The organism is Proteus sp. fly-1008 (genome assembly GCF_040140305.1).
Classification (GTDB): Bacteria; Pseudomonadota; Gammaproteobacteria; order Enterobacterales; family Enterobacteriaceae; genus Proteus; species Proteus vulgaris_B.
The window spans coordinates 655,125-679,426 of sequence record NZ_JBEEWH010000001.1 but is presented as its reverse complement, the minus strand read 5'-3'; the positions used below and the strand labels follow the sequence as shown (position 1 = coordinate 679,426).

Below are 24,302 nucleotides of genomic sequence, written 5' to 3'. Positions count from 1 at the left end.
AAGGAAATAAAACGTTATGCTAGTCGCAACAAAAAAACGGATGACGTTGCAATTAACGAGTGCGATCATGGCTTTGTTAATTTCAGCAACACCTGCATTGGCTCAAAATCAAAAGGACTCCCTAGTGACGCCACCAAAAGCGAATAAAGTGCCTCATGTGATGACAGAACATGGCGATGCACGTACCGATAATTATTATTGGCTAAGAGATGATTCACGCAAAGATCCTAAAGTGCTTGATTATCTTAATGCTGAAAATGCCTATACCGAATCCGTAATGAAAGAAGGTAAGGCATTAGAAGAAACACTCTTTAATGAAATGGTGAGCCGCATGGCTCAAAATGATGAGTCTGTGCCTTATATTTATAATGGCTATACTTATCGTACTATTTACCAAGAAGGTAAAGATTTCCCTATTTATCAGCGTAAACCAGTTAATAGCGAGGGTGAATGGGAAGTTCTTGTTGATGGAAACGAACGTGCTAAAGGGCATGAGTTCTATCAATTAGGTGATCTGACTATCAGCCCAGATAATAAACGTATAGCGATTGCTGAAGATAAAGAAGGGCGAAGAAACTATAATGTAGCTTATAAAGAGTTATCGGATAACGCATGGAAAGAGAATGTGTTAACGAATATCTCGGCAAATTTAGTGTGGGCAAATGATAGCAAAACACTATTTTATGTTGATAAAGATCCACAAACGCTACTGCCTTATCAAATTTATCGCCATCAATATGGCACTGATCGTCAACAAGACGTTAAAATCTTTGAAGAAAACGACGATCGCTTTTATACATGGATGGGTAAAAGCAAATCTGAAGATTACATTTTGGTGTCAATTGAAAGCTCAACAACGTCAGAGTCTCGCTTAATTGATGCAAATGCACCAGAAAAACCAATGGTGATTTTCTCTGCACGCCAAGAAGGCCGAGAATATGATATCGACCATTTTAATGGCGAATTCTATATTCGTTCGAATCATGAAAGTGAATTGTTTGGTCTTTATAAAACCGCATCAATTGATAAGCCTTGGGAAACCGTCATTGCACCACAAAAAGATGTCGATTTAGAAGGTTTTGATCTGTTTAATCGCTGGTTAGTTGTAGAAGAAAGAAAACAAGGCCTAGTATCATTGCGCCAGATTGATTGGAAAACAGGTCAATCAACTAATGTCACATTTGACGATCCTGTTTATATGGCATGGTTAGGATTTAACCCTCAAGCAGATAGTGAAGAGCTTCGCTTTGGTTATACATCCATGACAACACCATCTTCAACTTATCAATGGAATATGCAAACACATCAAAAGCAACTGCTTAAACAGCAAGAAGTAAAAGGCTTTGAACGTGATTTGTATGAAAGTGAGCGCATTTGGGTAAAAGCACAAGACGGTGTTGAAGTGCCTGTATCATTGGTTTATCGCAAAGACTTATTTAAGAAAGGTGAAAATCCTATCTTAATTTATGGTTATGGCTCTTACGGTAGTAGCATTGATCCATCATTTAGTTCACCTCGTTTAAGTTTATTAGACAGAGGTTTTGTCTACGCAATTGTGCATGTGCGTGGGGGTGGTGAACTAGGCAAGCGTTGGTATAACCAAGGTAAAATGGAGCATAAAGTTAATACTTTTACTGACTTTATTGATGCTACTAAATATCTAATTGCTGAAGGTTACGGAGCGCCTAAACACGTTTATGCCATGGGCGGCAGTGCGGGTGGATTATTAATGGGGGCCGTTGTGAATATGGCGCCAGAGTTATACCGTGGCGTCGTATCACAAGTTCCATTTGTTGATGTTGTGACAACAATGCTCGATGCTTCAATTCCATTAACGACAGGGGAATATGAAGAGTGGGGAAATCCTGCGGATAAAGACGTTTATTTCCGCTTAAAATCCTATAGTCCATACGACAATGTGGTTGCGAAAGCGTATCCTCATTTATTAGTCACTACAGGATTACATGATTCACAAGTACAATATTGGGAGCCTGCAAAGTGGGTTGCTAAATTACGTGAATTAAAAACAGATAATAATTTATTATTACTTGATACTAATATGAGTGCAGGACACGGTGGTAAATCAGGACGTTTTAATCGTTTACGTGATACTGCAAAAGAATATGCTTTTATTCTGATGTTAGAACAACCGAAAGTCTATTTTAAAGATCAAAATATTAATTAGATTAATAAGTAATAATAAATAAATTTAATAAAATTAGCCTGTCTCTCTTTAAGAGAGGCAGCGCTATTATTTAAATTTTATATAACAATAATAATGTTTTTTCTTATTTTAATTTTTATATAAAGCAACGTGAGCCTATTTAAATAAAAATAAAGAATAGGTTTATTATGAAATTTACAAGGAAAATACTTGGCACTCTTATATTATTTTCGGGTGTTAATCATCTTGTCCTCGCATCTGAAACAGATAAAGCAGTTCAATTTAGTAGTTTAAAAGTTTCATCAGCACAAAAAGAGACACCAGAACAAAAAGCATTGGGAAAGCCCGGCGCTTATAGCTCTATTGGTGAAATTAATAATCTCGAATCTGTTGAACAAACATTACGCTCAACGCCAGGGACGTATACTCAAATGGATGTAAGTCAACCTGGTGTTAGTGTCAATATTCGCGGACTTAGTGGTTTTGGTCGCGTTAATATGATGGTGGATGGTGTTACGCAAACGATGTATAGCACATCACCTAGTCAATATGCTCATGGTGCACAACCCTATAATCAATTTAATACGATGATTGATCCGAATTTTATTATTAAAATTGATATTTCTCGTGGTCAACAAGATGGTGAAAATAGTATCAATGCTTTAGCAGGTAGTGCCAATTTTAAAACAATTGGTGTCGAGGATATCTTATTTAAAGGGAATTCATGGGGTGTAAGAAGTAAAGCAGCTGGTGGTACGAATGGATTAGGTTATAACGGCATGGTCGCTTTTGCCGGACAACGCTCTTTATTTAATGATAATGGTACTATTGGTGCAATGCTTGCATTGAGTGGGCACAAAATAGAATCGTCTTATAAAAATGGTGCGGGTTTTAATAGTGAAGAATTTGCGACAAGTAAAGAATTTAATCAGAGACCACACTCAGAACTCACTAAAATAAATATAAAGCCGAATGATTCTCATGAAATAGAATTAAGTGGTCGTTTTTATAACAACAATTTTAATCGTCGCAAAATTGATGCCAAAGATTACTATGCAAAATATCGCTATACACCTTTAAATGATTTATTTGATAGTGAAATTCTGCTTAGCCACAGCCAAGCATCACAAAAGTTTGAGGGCGATTCTCTTGTAAGTTTGCGAGAAGCAAATGCTAAAAATATATCTGATTCATTAGTGGCGAAAAATACCAGTCGCTTTAATTATGGTGAATTAGATATGGCATTAACGCTGGGCTCTAAATTAATGTCAACAGAATACAAACGTAATGTTACTGCACCTTCTAGTGATCCATGGCAATCACAAAATATGATTGAATATAACTCCTTTGCACCTAAAGGAAAAAATGATTTAACCAGTTTCTTCTCACAAATGAAATTTGAATATGACATTTATACGTTAGATCTCAATTTAAATTATGTGGATTATCATATTAAAGGGCGTAAACCTGCTTGTGATCCAACTGCTGCCTGTTTCCCTGAAGGTGAAATGAATATTAATCGCCATGATAGAAATTGGGATCCAGGCATGTTACTTTCCGCTGAAATTATTCCTGAATTTCAGCCGTTTGTCAGTTATGCACAAACAATGAGAGCACCTACCTCACAAGAGATCTTTTTTGCCAATGAAGGTGGCGCTTCAATGAATCCATTTTTGAAAAGTGAAAAGGCCGATACTGTTCAAATTGGTTTTAATAGCTATCGTCCAGATTTAATTATTGAAGGTGATAGTTTACGATTTAAAGGATTGTGGTATCACACAAAAATTAAAGATTACATCTCTAGTGATTCTTATTTTGTATGTAAAGGTGGTGTGCGTTGTAAAAATGACGGCTCTTTAACGGATGAGGATTATGCGGGAATTGAATATGATGGCAATATTTTCTTGTATACCAATAGCCTTGAGCCTGTAACTTTACGTGGTTATGAACTTCAAGCAAATTATGATGCAGGGGTATTTTACACAAACCTTTCTTATAGCGATCAGCGTACATCTCAACCGACTTCGATTGCCAGCACCGATTTTGGGCAAACTCCAGCCTCTGAGTTACCTAAATATTATGCCTCTATTGATACCGGTGTTCGCTTCTTTGATGACCAGTCATTAGAACTAGGTACTGTGATCCAAATCACAGGAAAATCACGTAAATCTTCACCTGAAGGTGTTGATTTTGATACGGGCAAAGTCCCTATGGTGCAACAAGATAATATTCCAACGGTTATTGATCTTTATAGTAATTACAAAATTAATAAGAATATTTCTTTGAAATTTGCAGTGCATAACTTAATGAATAAAAACTATTCTAATGCGCTTGATAGAAGTAATTCAGCGCCAATGATGCAAGAGCCTGGAAGTAATACTCAAACTGCTCGAGGACGAAGCTACCTTTTTGCAGGAGAAGTGCGTTTTTAATATAACGTAATGATTATCTTAATATATAGATAATAAAAAACGGCACCAATATTATTTTGATGCCGTTTTTCTTTTATATTTATATAAAGCTTAAATTACTTGGTTTAACTTAATCGTTATTTTTAGCAGTTATTTTACGTTTTGCTCTAATTTTTTGTGTTTTCACTACTTCACTGGTGATCCAACCATCTTCAACACGCGTTTTTAATGGGTCGCCCACTTTCACTTGTTTGGTGTTTTTCAGCACTTCTCCAGATTCTGTTTCACTAATACTGTAACCGCGAGAAAGTGTTGCGAGAGGACTCACACTTTCTAAGCGAGAACAACTAATAGCGAACTGTTCACGTTGACGGGATAGTTGCTGTGCAATACTTTCTCGCATACGGTAAATCAACAGTTGTTGTTGACGAAGTAATGCTTGAATTTGGGAACTAGGCTCTTGGTAATTAAGGCGTTTTTGTAGTTGTATTTGTTGATGTTGTTTGGCTTGTAATAGTCGCTGAAAACTAGAAACTAAACGCTGTTGTGTTGAAGACAATACATTTTGCTGACGGGCAAGACGTAAATGAGGATGCTGTTGCTGTAAGCGATGATGAAGTTGTGTTATTGCGCGTAATTTTTTCGCTAAGTAATAATCCATTGCCATTTCAAGGCGTTGTTGTTGTGATTGCAATTGGCGCAATAGCTCAAGCTTGTTACGGCTGATGAGTTCTGCTGCTGCAGAAGGTGTTGGCGCCCTAAGGTCAGCAATAAAATCAGCGATAGTCACATCAGTTTCATGACCAACAGCACTTACAATAGGAATTTTACTGGCAAAAATAGCGCGAGCGACGCGTTCATCATTAAATGCCCAGAGATCTTCTAATGAACCACCGCCACGGCCAACAATTAAGACGTCGCACTCTTTACGACGGTTAGCAAGTTCAATAGCACGAACAATTTGCATAGGTGCTTCAGCACCTTGGACTGCCGTTGGATAGATAAGCACAGGTAAAGATGGATCACGACGGCGAAGAATATTTAAAATGTCGTGTAGTGCAGCGCCTGTTGATGAAGTGATAACACCAATTTGTTTTGCAGGTGATGGTAGGGGGTTTTTATGGATAGCATCAAATAAACCTTCTGCACTGAGTTTTTGTTTTAATAGCTCAAACTGCTGTTGTAAAAGCCCGTCACCAGCAGGTTGCATACTCTCAACAATCAGTTGGTAATCACCACGAGGTTCATACAATGTGATTGTTGCTCGCACTAAGACTTGCTGACCATGTTGAGGTCGGAAAGTGACTTTGCTATTTTGACCACGAAACATCGCAGCTCTAATTTGGGCGTTAGTATCTTTTAGCGTAAAATACCAGTGACCAGAAGAGGGTTGAGTAAAATTAGAAATTTCAGCGCTGATCCAAATGCGACCCATTTCCATTTCTAATAATTGGCGAACGGTCTTATTTAGACGGCTAACAGTAAAAATATTATTGTTTATTGATAGTGTCATGTGAGCCAGATCAAATTTTAAAACAAAGACTTAATTTATTGATACTACCTAAGTTCGCGGCAGGATCAATAAAAATTTTGAAAAAAAGCTAGAAGCAACCGATTACGGTGTGTATAATTCCGCGGCAATATTTTCTATTTCCTAAAAGCCGCCTTGGTGAGATATTGCTATGTTACGAATTAAAAAAGAAGCACTTACATTTGATGATGTTTTGTTAGTTCCTGCACACTCCACTGTTCTTCCTAATACTGCCGACTTGTCTACTCAACTGACTGAAACAATCCGCCTAAATGTTCCTATGCTTTCTGCTGCAATGGATACTGTGACTGAAGCGCCTTTAGCTATCGCATTAGCTCAAGAAGGTGGAATTGGTTTTATCCACAAAAATATGTCTATTGAACGCCAAGCTGAAGAAGTGCGTCGCGTGAAAAAACATGAAAGTGGTGTTGTCACTGATCCTATCACCGTAACACCAGAAACTTCTCTGCGTGAAGTTCAAGCAATGACAGAACGCAATGGCTTTGCGGGTTATCCTGTTGTGACTAATGATAACGAATTAGTTGGTATTATTACTGGCCGTGATGTTCGTTTTGTAACTGATTTAGACCAACCTGTTACTGCGGTAATGACGCCAAAAGAACGCTTAGTGACAGTACAAGAAGGTGAAGCACGCGATATCGTTATGCAAAAAATGCATGAGAAACGTGTAGAAAAAGCGTTAGTGGTTGATAGCCACTTCCACCTGAAAGGTATGATCACTGTAAAAGATTTCAAAAAAGCAGAACGTAAACCTAATGCTTGTAAAGACGAGCATGGCCGTTTACGTGTTGGTGCAGCTGTTGGTGCGGGTGCCGGTAATGAAGAGCGCGTGGCTGCATTAGTTGCTGCTGGCGTTGATGTTTTACTTATTGACTCTTCTCACGGTCATTCTGAAGGTGTACTACAACGTATTCGCGATACTCGTGCTTTATATCCTAACTTACCTATTATTGGTGGCAATGTTGCAACTGCAGAAGGTGCTTTAGCATTAGCGGATGCTGGTGTAAGTGCGGTTAAAGTTGGTATCGGCCCAGGCTCAATTTGTACAACACGTATCGTAACAGGCGTTGGTGTACCGCAAATTACTGCTATTGCAGATGCGGTAGAAGCACTAAAAGATCGCAACATTCCTGTTATTGCTGATGGTGGCATTCGTTTCTCTGGTGATATCGCGAAAGCATTAGCTGCGGGCGCGGCTTGCGTTATGGTTGGTTCAATGTTTGCAGGTACTGAAGAATCTCCAGGTGAAATTGAACTGTTCCAAGGACGATCTTATAAATCATACCGTGGTATGGGTTCATTAGGTGCAATGTCTAAAGGTTCATCAGACCGTTACTTCCAAACTGATAATGCCGCAGACAAATTAGTACCAGAAGGTATTGAAGGCCGTGTTGCTTATAAAGGCTTATTGAAAACTATCGTTCATCAGCAAATGGGTGGCTTACGTTCATGCATGGGCTTAACAGGTTGCGCAACCATTAAAGAATTAAATACTAAAGCTGAATTCGTTCGCATCAGTGGTGCGGGTATTCAGGAAAGCCATGTTCATGATGTTACTATCACAAAAGAATCACCTAATTATCGCTTAGGTATGTAATTTATTCCGAGAAAGGCTTGTTGTAATAATACTGAGCAAGCCTTTCAACTTTATGACTTTATCTGTTTTGGAATTCACCACAAATGACAGCAAATATCCATAATCATCGCATTCTTATCCTTGATTTCGGTTCACAGTATACGCAGCTTATTGCTCGTCGTATTCGTGAAATCGGTGTTTATTGTGAACTCTGGGCATGGGATGTAACCGAAGAGCAAATTCGTGAATTTAATCCTAATGGTATTATTTTGTCTGGTGGTCCTGAAAGTACGACAGAAGATAACAGCCCTCGTGCACCAGAATACGTATTTAATGCCGGTGTTCCTGTATTAGGTATTTGTTATGGTATGCAAACGATGTCGATGCAATTAGGTGGCGATGTCGAAGTTTCTGGTGAGCGTGAATTTGGTTATTCACAAGTTGAAATTCGTGAGACTTGCGCGTTATTCCGCGATATTCAAGATTCAGTAAGTGAAGATGGCAAACCATTATTAGATGTATGGATGAGTCACGGCGACAAAGTCACTGCTATTCCTTCAGATTTTATCACAATAGCAAGCACTGAAACCTGCCCGTTTGCTATTATGGCCAATGAAGAAAAACGCTTTTATGGTGTTCAATTCCACCCAGAAGTGACCCATACACACCAAGGTTTAGCGATTTTAAAACGTTTTGTGCTAGATATCTGTGGCTGTGATGCTTTGTGGACTTCGGCTGCAATTATTGAAGACACCGTTGCTCGTTTAAAAGAGCAAATTGGTGATGATCACGTTATTTTAGCGTTATCAGGTGGTGTTGATTCCTCTGTTACCGCATTACTATTAAATCGTGCAATTGGTAAACGTTTAACCTGCGTATTTGTTGATAATGGGTTACTGCGTCTGAATGAAGCAGAACAAGTGATGGAAATGTTTAAAGGCAAATTTGACCTTAATATTATCCATGTTGAAGCAGAAGATCGCTTCTTGACTGCATTGAAAGGCGAAAGTGATCCAGAGAAAAAACGTAAAATCATTGGCCATTCTTTTATTGAGATTTTCGATGAAGAGGCACTCAAACAGCCACAAGTTAAATGGTTAGCACAAGGTACTATTTACCCAGATGTTATTGAATCAGCAGCATCAGCAACAGGTAAAGCCCATGTGATTAAATCACACCATAATGTGGGTGGTTTACCGGATGACATGAAACTGGGTTTAGTTGAACCATTAAAAGAGCTGTTTAAAGATGAAGTGCGTAAAATTGGCCTAGAGTTAGGTTTACCTTACGATATGCTTTATCGTCATCCATTCCCAGGTCCGGGTTTAGGGGTTCGTGTTTTAGGTGAGATCAAAAAAGAGTACTGTGATTTATTGCGTCGTGCTGATGCTATCTTTATTGAAGAACTACATAAAGCTGACTTATATAACAAAGTAAGCCAAGCATTTACCGTTTTCTTACCTGTGCGTTCAGTTGGTGTAATGGGTGATGGTCGTAAATATGACTGGGTTGTTTCATTACGTGCAGTTGAAACCGTGGACTTTATGACTGCGCATTGGGCACATTTGCCGTATGACTTCCTAGGTCGTGTATCTAATCGCATTATCAATGAAGTGGGTGGAATTTCCCGTGTTGTCTATGATATCAGTGGTAAGCCACCAGCAACGATTGAGTGGGAATAAAATAACGTTTATCAGCAATAGTTGATAAAGGTTAAAAAACCAAGAGCCATCAGTATGTTACTGGTGGCTTTTTTGTTTATCAAATAGTATCAAAATCGATATCAGTTATTTTTGTTGCATAATGGGCATCGTAGTACCTTGCATTTTTCTATAACCTAACACTAATCCTAGTGATAATAATGAAACTAATAAGGATGCGATGGGCAATAATGGTAATGCTTCTTGTGGGAAAACATAAGCTAATAGCGGGAATGCATAGACAGCCGGAATTCTCATATTAAAAAGACGAAGTAATAACCACATTAAAGGCATAGTAAGCAAAATAACGGCAATCCAATTGACGACATAGAAATATAGAAGTACTCCAATTGTTGCTGATAGTGTCAATACTATTGTTTGTTTTAGTAATATACGTAAAGAATACATTTTCATATATAGCGATTCATATATAACAACAGCAATGGGCGGTAAAACGGCTAAATGTGCATAATTAAATATAGATGCTACTCCAATACTAATTAATACAATAACTGCATATATTCCCATTAATTTAGGTTGAAGAGTGACATTGCGATCAGGTGTTATTTTAAATTTAGCAAATATAACAAGAAACATTAAAATAAATGTTGTGACTAATATAGAGATAATAAAAGATATTTCGGTAGCGTTAGTTACAATAGGTAAAAACCCGTGGCTAATGCAGGTGCTAGACTATAACGAAATAATAAGAAAAAAAGTAACATACTTGCAAGGATGAGAATTAATTTTGTCGTAAAAGGGGTTGATAGTAAGTTAATACCAAAACCTAATAAAGCCGTAATTGTTTGCCAAATAAAGATTTTTTCAGGATGACGCATCCAGTTTTGTTCACGATACACCCATAAAGCAACGGCCATTGCTACAATCTCGGGTAAAATAATTTCACGATCGTCAAAAAATGACGCTATTGCAATCATTGCTATTATAAATATAAATGCAAGTGTATAAGATAATACAGATTGACGTTGAGTCAATGTGACGTGTTGCATAGTAAATCCCTTAAAATTTGACGTATTACACTTTTGCTTTATTAAACGAAAAACAAAATAATAATATGTATTGTCAGGCTTAACCTTAGGGTAATGTCAAACAATAAATGATTATAATATTGACAATAACCATAACAATGTATGATGTTTTTTATTTGAGTTGTTATGCTTTATTTTATTATTAATAAGTATGGAGAAGTGATATGTTTTTTAGCTAAAAGTATATTTATAAAAAAATTATTTGAATTTTAAATCTTGTAATAATATATTTTTCAGTAAAAGTGTTAATTTTAATGACAGTTTTAATCTATTAATAAAAAAATCATAAAGATAAGCTTAATATCTTTGAACCGAAAAGAACATCAAAAGTAATAAAGCCATCATCCACGTTATCGTAAGGCAAATCACAATAATCAGGTGATGAGATCCTATAACCATTATAAGTTGTTAAAAATAATTTATAATCATGAGGGAGTGATATTGAATAATTTGATTCTAATATGGAAATTTCTAGATTACTTAATCCTGATGAATAAAGAATAGGCATAATATATTACTTAATGGTAAAAGTTTAGTCGTATTGTTTTTACATATGTTATGAAAATTAAGCAAGTATTTATTCGTATATCATGCTAAATACATAATTAAATTTCATACAGATTGTCTAATCTAACATAAGTATGTTAATAATAGAATTCAAATAAAAATACAAATAGGAGATAAGGACATCATGCATAATGAGATTTTAAAAAAACTTCCACAGATAGAGCAAGAGTATCAGGTAAAACTACTCTATGTTGCTGAAAGTGGTAGTCGAGCTTGGGGATTTGCCTCAACAGATAGTGATTATGATGTGAGAGGTATTTTTATACAGCCTCGCAATGCTTATCTTTCTATTGATAAACCTAAAGAAACCTTCGAATGGATAGAAAATAGCTGGTTTGATGTAGGCGCTTGGGATATTACCAAAGCTCTACATTTATTACGTAAATCGAATTGTATATTATTAGAGTGGCTCCAATCGCCAATAATTTATCAACAATATCCTAATGTTCAAAAAGAGTTATTTGAGTTTGCAAAACTCTATTATCAACCAAAAGTGATTGTTCATCATTACAGAGGAATTGCTAAAGTTGTGAGTGGATATTCTCCTGAAAATAACGCTAAAAATGAGATTAGTGCAAAACCAATAAAATTAAAAAAATGGTTCTATATGCTACGCTCTCTTTTATCCGCTTATTGGACAGTGAAAACGAGCAACATTCCGCCTATGGAATTGGATAAGCTGATAAAAATTTTAACTATCGAAGAACAAAAAGCTATCAAAGAATTAGTGGAGTTTAAATCAGACAAAGATGAGTATTTTACTTGGATACCAACGGAAACGATGCAACATCTAATCCTTTTTTTATGGCAAGAAACAGATGTGCAATTAGCAAAGCGAGAAATACCAGACAATGATGTTTTAAATAATTGGTTTAGGAAAAAATTAGATGAAACTGACAATTGAAGACATAAAGCCTTACCTTTTATTTGAAAGCATTGCAGGAAGCCGTTCGCATAATCTTGCGACAGAAACATCGGATACAGATATTAAAGGCGTGTTTTACCTCCCTAAAGATCTTTTCTATGGATTGGAGTACACACCACAAGTTAGCAATAAAACCAATGATATAGTCTATTATGAACTTGGTCGATTTATTGAATTGTTATGTGCTTCTAATCCAAATATTTTAGAACTATTGAATTCACCAGAACAAGTCGTTATTTATCGACACCCATTAATGTCATTAATAAAGCCAGAGTGGTTTTTATCTAAAACCTGCATTCAAACATTTGTTCATTACGCTGAAGGACAAATTAAGAAATCTCAAGGATTAAATAAAAAGATCGTCAATCCAGTCGAAAAGCAATTAAAGACTATTCTAGATTTTTGTTATGTAATTGAAGGTGGAAAAACAATACAAGTTAATTCTTGGTTAGATCGCCGTCACTGGAAACAAGAGCAACTGGGGTTAGCTAAATTAGCTCATGCTCAAGATTTATATGCAATGTATTATGATAATACTTCTCTTTTTCAGGGGATCATTAAAAAAGAGAATAGCAATGATGTATTGTTAAGCAGTATTCCAAAAGAAGCTAAAGTACAGGGTTATCTGAGTTTTAATAAGGAAGGGTATAGCGCATATCGTAAGCAATACCACGATTACTGGCAGTGGGTTGAGCAACGTAATGATGCACGTTACCAGCAAAATATTGATCACGGGCGAAGTTACGATAGTAAAAATATGATGCATACATTTAGATTGTTGTATGTTGCATTAGGTATTGCACAAGAAAATAAAGTAAAAGTTTGGTGTGATAATAGAGATGAATTATTAGCAATTAAATCCGGTCAATTTAGTTATGATGAATTATTACGGCGTAGCGAAATTCTGATAAGAGATATTCAAAATGCATTTAAATTAAGTTGTTTACCTGAAGAAATTAATTATCAATCAGCAAAATCAGCACTGGTAAATATCAGAAAAGAACTTTATAAACTATAGATGAATAAATTAATCAAGAGCTTAATATCCCTTACATAATGTAAGGGATATGCTATTTATTAATAATTTAGTTATAAATTAGTCTAATAACTATTTATAAAATAGCGTTAACGTATAAAAATTTAATTAGTCGCAAGATACTCTGGGTAAGCATCTGTCAGCTTCATATATATACGTTTATTCTCTGCTTTTTTTCTAAAATCTTGCTTTAAACAGACTAGAGCCATATTTTTTAGCTCAGTAGGTAAGTTCTCCGCATCAGTAGAGGCAATAATGGAAAAACGCACTTTCTTTTTAGACCGACTTAAATTATAAGGTAAACCTAAAATACGTCTTGCGACTCTGTTTGTTTTCACAACTCACTCCTTTTCATGTGTAATTTAGAGAAAGCGTATTGAGTATAGCAGATAACAACGAGAATAAGATGTTGGTAAATTCATTAAATTAGAATTTAAGACTGTTTATCTCCTGTTTTTAAAAAATAGAGAATGAAAATATAAAATAATTATTTTTCATGATTTTTTATAAACAAGATAATATTCAAGATTGTTTCTATAAAAGATTGAATGCATATAATTACTTATATATAAATATTTAAAGATGCTCATTGATAATAAGAAAATATATTTAATATTAACGTAACTACACTTGTCTAAGAATTGAGATGCTAATGTGTTTTTATTTACAAATTATTATCACCCCCGTAAAAATAATTTAAAAAATCGCTATGAAAGCTAATCTTATTTTAATTCAACGATTGGTATATCCAATTAAGATAACCTTTAAAACCATTTTCAATCGGTATTATAATAACCTCAGGAGTGTCATAAGGATGTATTTCGGCAAGCGCATCAATTAAAACCTGTTGTTTGCTTTTTTCGGATTTAATCATCATGAGCACTTCACTATCTTCAATAACTTCGTTATTCCAACGATAAATCGATTTTACATGGGGTATCAGATTTACACAGGCAGCCAGTTTTGCATTGATGAGATAGTGAGCGATTTCATTAGCAATCATTTCATTTGGTGCGGTTGAGTATGCGATTATCATTACTTTTCCTTTTGATATTAATCTATTTATTAACATTGATGATAAGGTTTGGGTGATTTTTATTTTACCAAAATAAAACTTTTTAAAACTTAAAGCTAATATTTTTATTTTTCTCGAAATAAAACGGTATTTTCAAAAAAAACTTTCTCGTTATGAACCGTTTACGGCATTATTAAGGGCTTTTTACGTATTATGAGGTTCTTGTAGTAAAGAAAAATATCAGGGTGCCGATATTATTAGTAGATTAATAGAATGTATCTATTTGTGTTATAAGGCTTAATTTAAGCAAAGATATTTTTATCTTCAATAATATCTCTAATATAAAATAAATTAATTAGTCAAAAGATTTATAAAAATTTGTGGGGTTTAAAATGGATAATAATTCGCTAAAGAACGCGAGTTTATTTGATAATGATCCCGTTCTCTATGCTGCGTGGCTTTACTATCAGGACGGACTCAGTCAAAGTGAAGTTGCAAATATTATGGGTGTTTCCCGAGTCACAGTCGTGAAATATTTGCATTTAGCTAGAGAAAAAGGATTCGTAAATATTAGCTTAGATTCATCAGTATTTTCTACGATTGATTATGCAATTAGAATAAAAGCAAAATTCGATCTGAATAATGTGCTTATTTTACCTGATGAAGAAAAAAATAAATCGCAACATACATTAAATATGAACAGAGAAAGACTAGCGAAAGCAGGGGCGATGTATCTTTCTCAAATAATGGGTGATGATGATATTTTAGGTGTCGCTTGGGGACGAACAATTTATAAGTTAGGTAATTATCTTCCACCCAAATCACTAAAGAATGTCACCGTACTACAAATGATAGGGGCTGTCGCGCCACAACCTGATTTTAAAACGGCAGAAGCGGCTGCGTTAATTGCAAATAAATTATCAGGATGCAGTATTAATTTACATGTACCTGCTGTCGTTTCGAGTGCTCGTTTAGCAATGGAGCTTCAAGCGGAGCCTATTATTAGACGTAATTTTTCAGCGCTAAATCAATGTAATAAGGCACTTTTTGTTGTGGGTAATACATTGGATGATAATCCTCTTGTGACAACTGGTGTGTTAACCAGTGGTGAAATGGCGCAATACCGTGATTTGGGTGCTGTAGGGGTAATTTGCGGGCGCTTTTATGATGCGCAAGGCAATCCTTTGGTTTCTGATATTGACCTTAGGATAATGGGAATAAGCTTAGCTCAGTTAAGACAAATACCGCAGCGACTCTTTATCGCCGGAGGTGTGGAAAATATTCAAGCAACAATAGGGGTGATAAAAGGAGGTTACGCTACTGATATTGTCATTGATGAAGTGACCGCCTTGGCACTATTAGAGTTGGAAAGCTAATAATTAAATCCTCGTGAAGACGGGGATTTGTTGGCGAGTTACTATTTTATAATCTACTTATTTCTGATAAAAATGAATATATTAAAGTGTTTATTTTGATCAGCTTCTTTTGTAAAACTCACAGATAAATAAAAGGGTAAAAATGATAAGTTGTTAACATTTTTCTCTTTTTTTATATGAGCCTCTTGCCTTAAACTCTTATATCATTCATTATATAAAAAATTATATAACGATGGTTAGGGTTACCTCTTTTATGAAACGCCAATTACTCGCTAGTTTAGGGCTAGCACTAGGATTAATTTGTCATAATACACTGGCAGCTGAACTTCATCTTTATGCTGGTGCTGGTTTAAAACAACCAGTAGAACAAGTTGTTACTGTATTTGAAAAAGAAACTGGAAATAAAGTCACTATTGAATATGGCGGTTCAGGTCAAATATTAACACGTTTTAATTTAACTAAGCAGGGAGATTTGTTTTTTCCTGGCTCACAAGATTACGTGGAAAAGTTAGATAAAGAAGGGCAGGTTGTTAACCAATATTCTATTGTTCGTCATATTCCCGTAATTGCTGTACGCAAAGATAAAGTGGGCGATATTAAAACGCTAGAAGATCTTGCGAATAGTTCATTAAAGCTAGGTATGGGTGATGCTAAAGCTATAGCATTAGGAAAAAGTGGTGAACAACTTATTGATGCATCAGGTCAAGGTGATAAATTACGCGACAAAGTAATTGTACGCACAGCAACGATTAAACAATTATTAATGTATTTACTTAATGGCGAAGTGGATGCCGCCATTATTGGATACGCAGATGCAATGAAAAACCAAGATAAATTGGTTTTACTTCCAGTGCCTGAAGGTAACCCTGAAGAAGTAGCAACTTTGGCGGTTTTAAAAACATCAGCAAATCCCAAAGAAGCTCAATTACTTGCTGATTATTTTACACGCGCAGAGGGAATAAAAGCTTTTACTGATTATGGTTTTCTTCCTGTAATTTCGAAACCATAGATTTTTTCTCACATAAATTGTGTTTTTTCGCCACCAACTCACTGGTGGCTTTTTTCATTATTACAGCAAAATAAGTTTTATTTTTAAAAAAGGAAATAACGTGTTTCGTTGGGCATTAATTCCACTTTTTTTATTGTTATTTCTGATCTTAGGATCACTAATCGCATTAATATGCCAACTTTCATATGTTGAATTTAGACAAGTCATTACTGATCCTGAATTTCATTTTGCTATTGGTATGTCACTTAGTACGGCATTAACATCTTTATGTTTAGCAATTATCTTAGGTGTACCTGCTGCATGGGCAATGGCAAGAATTCCTTTTAAAGGACATCGTTTTATTGATGCGTTATTAGATTTGCCTTTGGTTACTCCTCCATTAGTTATCGGTATCGGATTATTATTATTGTTAGGAAATCAGGGGCCTTTAACGGGGGTTTTTCCTGAATTATCTCGTTCTCTTTTTTCACCTTTAGGTATTATTATTGCTCAAACTTATGTCGCTAGTGCGATTATTATGAGAAATAGCCTTTCTGCCTTTAAGTCTGTTGATCCCGCTTATATTCAAACGGCGCAAAATTTAGGATTAACGCCAACAAAAACATTTTTCTTGATTGAAATACCATTATGTTGGCCAGCTTTAATGAGTGGAAGCATCATTGCATTTTCTAGAGCCTTAGGTGAATTTGGCGCTACATTAATGTTAGCTGGCGCAACAAGATTAAAAACAGAGACGTTACCCATGGCTATTTATCTAAATATCGCCAGTGGAGACTTCACTTTGGCAATAGGTTGTGCACTCGTTCTTATCGCTATCGCGATTACGTTATTATTTGCGTTGCACCGTTTACAGCGAGAAAGGAAGACATCATGTTAGAAATTCGTTCATTAACATCGGGTATATTAAAAGACGTCTCGTTAAAGGTAGAGAAAGGAACTTGCTTAGGAATAAGTGGTACATCTGGAAGTGGTAAAACAACACTTTTAAATGCAATAGCGGGATACACTTCGTACTCTGGAGATATCTATCTTGCAAATAAAAATATTAATACACAGCCAGTGTGGTTGCGTTCTTGTCGATATTTAAATCAACGGCTTTATTTATTTCCATTTATGACTGTAACCCAAAATTTATGGCTAGCACAATATGGTGCAAAACAGAAGCGAAGCAAGGAGAGAGAAAGGTCGATATTAGAGCAGATGGGAATTGAACGTCTTGCTACACGTTATCCTCATCAAATTTCAGGAGGGGAACAACAACGCGTGGCATTGGCAAGAGCTCTTATTAGCCAACCCAAACTTTTACTACTGGATGAACCTTTTTCGAGTTTGGATTGGGAAACGCGTTATCAGCTTTGGGATTTAATTGATTCCTTAAAATCTAAGGAAATAACGATGATCATGGTTACTCATGAACCTCGTGAAATCAGAGCGCTAGCAGATAAAACGGTTTTATTGTCTAAAGGACAAGTTATTACTGAAAATTCAATACGTTGAAATGATTGCCTTGATTCTTGATTACCAAGCCATTACTGACCAATGGATAATACGGCCCATAATTTTTACAGAATCAGTTTCTGCTGATTCGTCAGGGAATTCGTCTTTATTATAGCTACGTATGATTAATTTGCCGCCTGGTTGACGATAAAGCAGTTTTATTCTGAATAAGGCATCTTGTTCGATAGCATAAATACCACCATCAACAATGCGTGTGTTGCCTGTATCAACAGTGACCGTTGATCCATTTGGGATAACGGGTGACATGCTATCCCCATAAACAGAAAAACAAATGACATTTTGAGAGGAAGCGCCATAACGGCGTAATGTACTTTTTGAAAATCTCAATTTATATCCGTTATGATCTTCGTTAGTACAACAACCATCACCAGCTGCAAGTTCAATACTTTTAAAGTAGGGGATTTCTACTTCATCAGCATCTAAAGGGGTATTGCTATCCCATTCACTAACAGGTTGCCATTCATTTTCAGGTGGAATTTCAGAAGTAATATCAGGTTGCTCTTCACCTTCTAATAGCCAAGCTAAATCACAATTTAATGCTTTTGCTAATTCAGGTAAAAAACGAGGGCGTTTAGTTTTACCACTTTCTAGTTGTTCGATAGATTGTTGTGTTGTATTTGCTAAAGTAGCAAGTTCTGATTGTGTTAAACCTAACGCAATGCGCTTGTCTTTGGTACGTTTCGCAATAGACATTAGTGACTCCTAATACGTGTCCTTACATATTCAAGTACAAAGAGTATATCGTAAAAAGAAAACAAATTAAATTGTATTTTATCTTGATAATAAAATTAAGAGTAGGTTAACTACTTAATTTGGAAAACATCATCTGCACTGTTTGGTGGTGTGAGATAAGGATTTTCATCAGTAACATCAGGATCTCTTAAGACTTCTCCACAGAAAATAATAAGGTCAGGTCTTTTTTGTTTTAAGTAGTTAAGCCGAGTGGTGCATTCATCTTTAGTATAAATAGTTTCTGTAACAGGAACGGCATCGCAAGAATCATTTCCACAAGGGCTTACCAATAACACGTAACCGACCAGCATGAGCTGTGAAGTAAACATAAAATATCCTTTTAACTATTCATGTTTGGTCATCAAAATCAGACAGCTAGATTACCTATTTGTTGATAAAAAAGCAGTTTCTATTTGTCTTAAATAGGATTAATGATGCAAAAAGGTGTAATTGATCACAATTTTTCTAGTGTTTGTTTGTATTTATGAGTGATGTGTTATAGGCAATTAGCCCAAACAATAGGGACTAATACGAGGAAATATAGAGTGAAAACAAATAGAATTGTTTTTTAACATAACCTAATGTTGTAATATTGTTATTATTGCATTGATTGATGCACTTCATAAAATATTAATATAAATGATGCTGGTTAAGTGGATAAATTAGGGAGAATTACATTTAGTTCTAATTAAAGTAATTACCATAGTAAATAGAGAATAATTTTCTTTTTAAGAACTCTCCAAAATAATGATGCTTAGTATTCTAATCTCTATTCTTAATAGTGTCATTAAAAAGAAAATAAAATTAGATAGGTGGATAGAATGATGTCAATTCAATTTATTGATTTATAATAAAGATAAGTTGTTTTATGCTATAACTAGCCAGTTATTTGTGAGTATTTAAAATACTCTTTTTATGAATAGTCAAAAAGGTATTTTAAATTACCTTTTTTAAATAAATAATGACATAAAAATATGCCGAAATTTATTTTTATCACGTATAATTTAGCAGAGAAAAAGTGAAAATATTGTTCATTATTGAGTTAATTATTAAGTAATATATTAACTATCTTATATCTTAATATTAGATATATTTTGTATAAGTTTCATTGGTTGAAAAATGGCATGCTAAGGTAAGGATAAATTATGTTAAAAAAAGTCATGGGATCCCTATTTTTAATATTTGTAATAATAACACTATCAGCGTGTAGTGATAAAACAGATGATCCGGGGCAGGCGGCCGTTGCATTCGTTGAAGCGGTTGCTGCAGGGAATGGTGATAAAGTTATTTCATTAATTCACTTAAGCGAAATGCAAGGAGATCCAAGAGCTGAACAATTTAATAATAAATTTAAAATGATTGTAGAGGAAACCGGTAAGCAAGTTAAAAAGCAAGGTGGCCTGAGCAAAGTTGAAATTATCAGCGTTGAATATAGTGAAGATAAAAATAGTGCAATTGTGACATTAAAAACTACATTAAAAGATGGTGTGGAAAAAACTCAAGCACAAGAGATGATTAATGTTGATGGTAAATGGAAAGTTAATTTCAAGTGATGATCCGTGCCTTTACTATTTTAGCTTTATTTTTAGCGAGTTCATTTTATGCGCTCGCTTTGCCTCTTGATTTAAAAAATGGTGATTTAGTTTTTCGAGAAGGTGATGAAGCGATTAGTGAAATAATTAAGCAAGTCGATAGAAGTGGATTTAGTCACGTAGGAATGGTATGGATTTCGGATAATGGTATTAAAGTGATCCATTCAACACCAAGTGAGAATATGGATATAAAAGATGGAGTTACCATTGATAATATAGACTTCTTTATTAGTCGAGCAAAAGCCAACACTGTGCAATTTTATCAAGTAAAAGGAAGCGAAGAAGCTAGAAGCAATGCCGTAAAGATTGCATTAAATCGCGTGGGGGAGAACTTTAGTATTTATCCTAAGCAAGGCGTTTATTGTACAGAATTAGTTGCTGATGCATGGCTAAAGGCGGGGGTATCTATTTCAACTGGAACTCAAATATTAAATATGCCGTTTATTTCAGATATTCCACTTATTTTTCCTGAAAATTTAATTAATTCTGAAAATGTAATTCTTTATCCTCAATAAACGTTATGATTAGCCTCTTTTCAAGTCTTTACTAATACAGAAAGACAAATAAATTTGAAGATTAAATATCTAGCTCTTTTTTAAACTTACAGGTAATATCCCTCTAGATTTATTTCCTCTCACTTTTGATTATTTAGGTTGTAGTTATGTAATACACATTAAGGCACTGAAGTCATGGTGCAGAAACAGAAAATTCACTTACCGAATAACTATTTAAATTTGGTAGAACCTCTGTTACTTAATGAGTACAAAATAATGAATAATCAATCACAAAAATATGATAGAACCTATCACTATCCTTTTTCACCAGGCACAACAAACGACGATCGTATAAATGCGCAATGGTGGCAGGATATTTGCCAAATAAAACATCTTATCCATACAGAAAAGTTGGATGGAGAAAATAATTGCCTAAATAAAATGGGGGTTTTTGCGCGGTCTCATGCCACACCAACGCAATCGGCATGGACATCTCAATTGCGTCAACGTTGGCAAATGATGAAAAACGATTTAGGTGAGTTAGATATTTTTGGCGAAAATCTATATGCCATTCATTCTATTGAATATGCACACTTAGAAGAATATTTCTATGTGTTTGCAGTTCGTTATAAAGATAAATGGCTAAGTTGGGAAGAAGTGCAGTTTTATGCTTCTTTATTTGATCTTCCTACTGTGCCAGAGATTAAACTGCCTGAATGTCAGGATAAAACAGAGTTTGAAAATATGATTGTTTCACAAGCCAAACAGGCAAGTTTTTTTCAATCTCAAGATGTTTTAACGCAAAAACCAAGCCCAATGGAAGGCATTGTGACTCGAGATATACAGTCATTTTCTTTAAATGATTTCTCTCATCGTGTTTTTAAATATGTCAGAAAAGATCATGTAAAAACGGATGTTCATTGGAAAAAAAATTGGCGACGTGCTCCGTTAATCTGGGAAAAAACACAGGGATTTCAATGATGCTTCATAAGAAATTACACACTGAGATGTCATGGGAGCACCTTTGTGAATTGTATGATGAAATTAGTGATATGGCGGGTGTTATGCAGGACCCCATTCATCATGCAGAAGGTGATGTGGCGATACATACACAAAGAGTAATCAATTCAGTTAAATCATTACCTGAATATGAAACTCTGACAGAAAGAGATCAACAAATTTTATGGATCTCGGCACTTCTTCATGATGTAGAAAAACGCTCTACAACACGAGAAGAAGAAGGGCGTATTATTTCTCCAGGTCATGCGCGTAAAGGTGAATTAACGACTCGTCGTTTTCTTTTTGAGAAAGTGCCATTAAGTTTTGCTGATAGAGAGCAAATTGCAGCTTTAGTTCGTTTTCATGGATTACCTTTGTGGGTAATGGATAAGCCCGATCCTAAAAAAGCATTACTTGCGGCATCGTTAAGAGTGGATTGTTATTTGCTAGCCTTACTGGCTAAGGCGGATGTTTTAGGACGAGATTGTGATGATAAAGAAGGGCTTTTTGACAAAATTACGTTATTTACACTTTATTGTGAAGAGTTAAATTGTTGGCGCAAACCTGCTCCGTTCTCTTCAAATAAAGCCTGTTTTCATTATTTTCATACAGAGAATAGTGCTGATTGTAATTATGAGCCTTATCCTGAAAAAGGAAGTGACGTCACTGTACTTTGTGGTTTACCCGGGATGGGAAAAGATACCTACATTCGACAATATTGTGCAGATATTCCTATCGTAAGTTTAGATGAGCTACGTCGCCAACATAATATTAAACCCGATAATCGAGATGCTAATGGGTGGATAGCACAACAAGCAAAAGAGCAAGCTCGAGTTTATTTACGAGAGCATAAAACTTTTGTTTGGAATGCTACTAATATTACAAGAAAAATGCGGGATCAGCTGATCTCTTTGTTTTATCGTTATAATGCAAAAATAACGCTGGTTTACATTGAAGTGCCTTATACTCAATGGCAAAAGCAAAATAATGCAAGGAATGAAGTTGTACCTATTAAAGTAATGGATCGTATGTTAAGTAAATTGGAAGTTCCAACACCAGAAGAAGCACATAAAGTAATTTATTGGGTCGAAGGGAAATCACAAACATTGCTTTAATTTAATTGGTTAATTTTGGCGTTTAGCATTATTCAAATAGTTACCTGAGATGTAAGTTATAACCATAAAGTAAGGGCTACTTTGTTTCTACAAAATAGCCCTTTTTCTTGTTTATGAGGGATTTATTGGCAGGCAAAACAACGTATTAAATTTATTTTTTAATATGATGTACAATATCGAAATAGGTGTTGCGATCTTCTGCATTTGGATAAATACGATAAGTATATTCATCATTTTTAATCGTGATATTTTCTACATCACGGGTAAATAACGTCTTACCTTCAGTGTCTTTAGCAACTAAGGTACGTATCTTGCCATCATCTGACATAGACCAATCGCCTTGCATTTTCTGTTTACCTTCCGGTGTAAACATAATAAATGTACCATTAGGATAATATTCAGCAAGGCCAAAATAATTACTCACTTGGGCATTACCTGCGTCTGTTTTATTGCCTTTTTCATCAATTGCATCAGTCGTTACCCAGACTTTTTCTATCATGAGTTTCTCATAGTTATTCAGTTCTTTTTGAGCTTGAATAACACCTTGAGCTTGCATATTTGTGGATGATGTTGAATTCTCAGCGGCAAAAAGAGAAAAGCTAGCGCTTAATAATGAGATTGCGATAAGTGATTTTATTTTCATTTATATATCCTTATTTTACGTTGTACTTTTTGTCAGGAGTTTATGTTGTGTCTGACTGTATGTATAAATTTAGGCATAAAATAGATGAAGTGCGAGGAAAGAAGTATGACAAAATGTTTCTGATAAAAAGATTAACTGACAAAAATAATTAGCAATAAATATCGTGATTATTTGTTTTTTTAATCTTATTCTCTGCTTTTATTCTTATTCTAGTGATAATTACTTCAAACTGAGTGTGTAAAAAACAAATAGTCTTCATTGATAGCTAATGAAAAAAATAAAATTTCTTTTTTGATTTACAAAACAAAATTAAAGTTTGACTAAATGATGTATTAAATAGACAAAGCATAATGGATTTTTTTGATAAAAATTGCTAGAAAAAAGATAAATTCAAAAAATGAGTTTTATTTCCCCTAAAAAAGAACTTCGTTATCTGACTTAATGTTATCAAGATCACAAAAATGAAAGATGAATATTGAGCGTGTTTTGGGCATTGCTTTTGTATTTCTTAACTAAATGACGCTAATTTATAGAGAGAGTTCGGTTTTTCAGCCTATGTAATGATTAAGTTTTCTTTATTATAAGAACGTCGTGAAAATAATGATGATAAAAATAATTAATGCATTGCTCGATTCAATTAAATTGTATTTAATTTAAGCATTATTACTGTTTTTTTGTATAAAGATAAAATTAATTTTTCGTAACTACCTATCTTAAAAAGTAATTTTTATTTTTCTATTTTAATTTATATTACTATCCATAGCCAATAAGAAAAATATAGTATTAAATTTACTTATGATAAATAAATTAAAAATGAATTATTTTTCGC

General features: G+C 34.7%; 22 protein-coding genes. 14 read left to right on the top strand and 8 right to left on the bottom strand.

Annotation, left to right across the window (positions count from 1 at the left end):
* The first annotated feature begins 16 nt into the window (after positions 1–16).
* The gene (locus tag ABN256_RS03165) at positions 17–2,185 is read left to right on the top strand and encodes a S9 family peptidase (RefSeq protein ID WP_349439105.1); all 2,169 of its coding nucleotides are present in this window, start codon (positions 17–19) and stop codon (positions 2,183–2,185) included.
* Between the two features lie 167 nt (positions 2,186–2,352).
* A complete protein-coding gene (locus ABN256_RS03160; RefSeq protein WP_197269079.1) occupies positions 2,353–4,596 on the top strand; it encodes a TonB-dependent receptor in 2,244 nt (747 codons plus the stop codon).
* Between the two features lie 109 nt (positions 4,597–4,705).
* On the opposite strand, the gene xseA is transcribed toward ABN256_RS03160, so the two are convergent.
* On the bottom strand, positions 4,706–6,088 hold the full coding sequence (gene xseA, locus ABN256_RS03155; protein WP_196554074.1) for an exodeoxyribonuclease VII large subunit: 1,383 nt from the start codon (positions 6,086–6,088) through the stop codon (positions 4,706–4,708).
* Positions 6,089–6,257: 169 nt separating this feature from the next.
* Between xseA and guaB the strand changes: the two genes are divergently transcribed.
* The gene (guaB, locus tag ABN256_RS03150; RefSeq protein WP_072068398.1) at positions 6,258–7,724 is read left to right on the top strand and encodes an IMP dehydrogenase; all 1,467 of its coding nucleotides are present in this window, start codon (positions 6,258–6,260) and stop codon (positions 7,722–7,724) included.
* 83 nt (positions 7,725–7,807) lie between these two features.
* Positions 7,808–9,385, top strand: coding sequence for a glutamine-hydrolyzing GMP synthase (gene guaA / locus ABN256_RS03145; RefSeq protein WP_196554075.1), 1,578 nt, complete (start codon positions 7,808–7,810; stop codon positions 9,383–9,385).
* A gap of 105 nt (positions 9,386–9,490) precedes the next feature.
* Here the strand turns inward: guaA and ABN256_RS03140 are convergent, their stop codons facing one another.
* Together ABN256_RS03140 and ABN256_RS03135 are read right to left on the bottom strand one after the other, a co-directional pair.
* Complete coding sequence (locus ABN256_RS03140) at positions 9,491–9,817, bottom strand: hypothetical protein (protein ID WP_349439103.1); 327 nt, start codon at positions 9,815–9,817, stop codon at positions 9,491–9,493.
* Between the two features lie 239 nt (positions 9,818–10,056).
* Entirely contained in the window at positions 10,057–10,413 is a 357-nt protein-coding gene (locus ABN256_RS03135; RefSeq protein ID WP_349439102.1) for a hypothetical protein, read from the bottom strand.
* A 730-nt stretch (positions 10,414–11,143) separates the two neighbouring features.
* Here ABN256_RS03135 and ABN256_RS03130 point away from each other — a divergent pair.
* Complete coding sequence (locus ABN256_RS03130) at positions 11,144–11,923, top strand: nucleotidyltransferase domain-containing protein (protein WP_349439100.1); 780 nt, start codon at positions 11,144–11,146, stop codon at positions 11,921–11,923.
* Positions 11,907–12,962: a DNA polymerase beta superfamily protein gene (locus tag ABN256_RS03125; protein ID WP_349439099.1), complete on the top strand. Its 1,056-nt coding sequence runs from the start codon at positions 11,907–11,909 to the stop codon at positions 12,960–12,962. The genes ABN256_RS03130 and ABN256_RS03125 overlap by 17 nt, the downstream gene beginning before the upstream one ends.
* Before the next feature lie 122 nt (positions 12,963–13,084).
* Here ABN256_RS03125 and sra read toward each other — a convergent pair whose 3' ends face one another.
* Together sra and cutA are read right to left on the bottom strand one after the other, a co-directional pair.
* A complete protein-coding gene (gene sra, locus ABN256_RS03120) occupies positions 13,085–13,318 on the bottom strand; it encodes a stationary-phase-induced ribosome-associated protein (RefSeq protein WP_196554080.1) in 234 nt (77 codons plus the stop codon).
* Positions 13,319–13,707: 389 nt separating this feature from the next.
* Positions 13,708–14,016, bottom strand: coding sequence for a divalent-cation tolerance protein CutA (gene cutA, locus ABN256_RS03115; protein ID WP_196554081.1), 309 nt, complete (start codon positions 14,014–14,016; stop codon positions 13,708–13,710).
* 371 nt (positions 14,017–14,387) lie between these two features.
* On the opposite strand from cutA, the gene ABN256_RS03110 reads away from it, so the two are divergent.
* From ABN256_RS03110 to ABN256_RS03095, 4 genes are all read left to right on the top strand, one after another.
* Complete coding sequence (locus ABN256_RS03110) at positions 14,388–15,371, top strand: sugar-binding transcriptional regulator (protein WP_115349905.1); 984 nt, start codon at positions 14,388–14,390, stop codon at positions 15,369–15,371.
* Between the two features lie 253 nt (positions 15,372–15,624).
* Positions 15,625–16,380: a molybdate ABC transporter substrate-binding protein gene (gene modA, locus ABN256_RS03105; protein ID WP_196554082.1), complete on the top strand. Its 756-nt coding sequence runs from the start codon at positions 15,625–15,627 to the stop codon at positions 16,378–16,380.
* 100 nt (positions 16,381–16,480) lie between these two features.
* A complete protein-coding gene (locus ABN256_RS03100) occupies positions 16,481–17,257 on the top strand; it encodes an ABC transporter permease (protein ID WP_196554083.1) in 777 nt (258 codons plus the stop codon).
* Positions 17,251–17,877, top strand: a complete 627-nt coding sequence (locus ABN256_RS03095; protein ID WP_196554084.1) for an ABC transporter ATP-binding protein — start codon at positions 17,251–17,253, stop codon at positions 17,875–17,877. Before ABN256_RS03100 ends, ABN256_RS03095 begins: the two co-directional genes overlap by 7 nt.
* Positions 17,878–17,898: 21 nt before the next feature.
* On the opposite strand, the gene ABN256_RS03090 is transcribed toward ABN256_RS03095, so the two are convergent.
* Both ABN256_RS03090 and ABN256_RS03085 read right to left on the bottom strand, forming a co-directional pair.
* Complete coding sequence (locus ABN256_RS03090; RefSeq protein WP_196554085.1) at positions 17,899–18,591, bottom strand: XRE family transcriptional regulator; 693 nt, start codon at positions 18,589–18,591, stop codon at positions 17,899–17,901.
* A gap of 110 nt (positions 18,592–18,701) precedes the next feature.
* Positions 18,702–18,959, bottom strand: a complete 258-nt coding sequence (locus ABN256_RS03085; protein ID WP_109407689.1) for a hypothetical protein — start codon at positions 18,957–18,959, stop codon at positions 18,702–18,704.
* Positions 18,960–19,775: 816 nt separating this feature from the next.
* On the opposite strand from ABN256_RS03085, the gene ABN256_RS03080 reads away from it, so the two are divergent.
* From ABN256_RS03080 to ABN256_RS03065, 4 genes are all read left to right on the top strand, one after another.
* Entirely contained in the window at positions 19,776–20,183 is a 408-nt protein-coding gene (locus tag ABN256_RS03080) for a DUF4878 domain-containing protein (RefSeq protein ID WP_196554087.1), read from the top strand.
* Complete coding sequence (locus ABN256_RS03075) at positions 20,183–20,737, top strand: YiiX/YebB-like N1pC/P60 family cysteine hydrolase (RefSeq protein ID WP_196554206.1); 555 nt, start codon at positions 20,183–20,185, stop codon at positions 20,735–20,737. Before ABN256_RS03080 ends, ABN256_RS03075 begins: the two co-directional genes overlap by 1 nt.
* A 255-nt stretch (positions 20,738–20,992) precedes the next feature.
* Positions 20,993–21,697 carry an RNA ligase family protein gene (locus tag ABN256_RS03070; RefSeq protein ID WP_196554088.1) on the top strand — a complete coding sequence of 235 codons (705 nt, stop codon included), beginning with the start codon at positions 20,993–20,995 and terminating at the stop codon, positions 21,695–21,697.
* On the top strand, positions 21,694–22,830 hold the full coding sequence (locus ABN256_RS03065) for an AAA family ATPase (RefSeq protein ID WP_196554089.1): 1,137 nt from the start codon (positions 21,694–21,696) through the stop codon (positions 22,828–22,830). Before ABN256_RS03070 ends, ABN256_RS03065 begins: the two co-directional genes overlap by 4 nt.
* A 151-nt stretch (positions 22,831–22,981) precedes the next feature.
* Here ABN256_RS03065 and ABN256_RS03060 read toward each other — a convergent pair whose 3' ends face one another.
* Complete coding sequence (locus ABN256_RS03060; RefSeq protein WP_115349900.1) at positions 22,982–23,473, bottom strand: DUF4822 domain-containing protein; 492 nt, start codon at positions 23,471–23,473, stop codon at positions 22,982–22,984.
* Between the last annotated feature and the right edge of the window lie 829 nt (positions 23,474–24,302).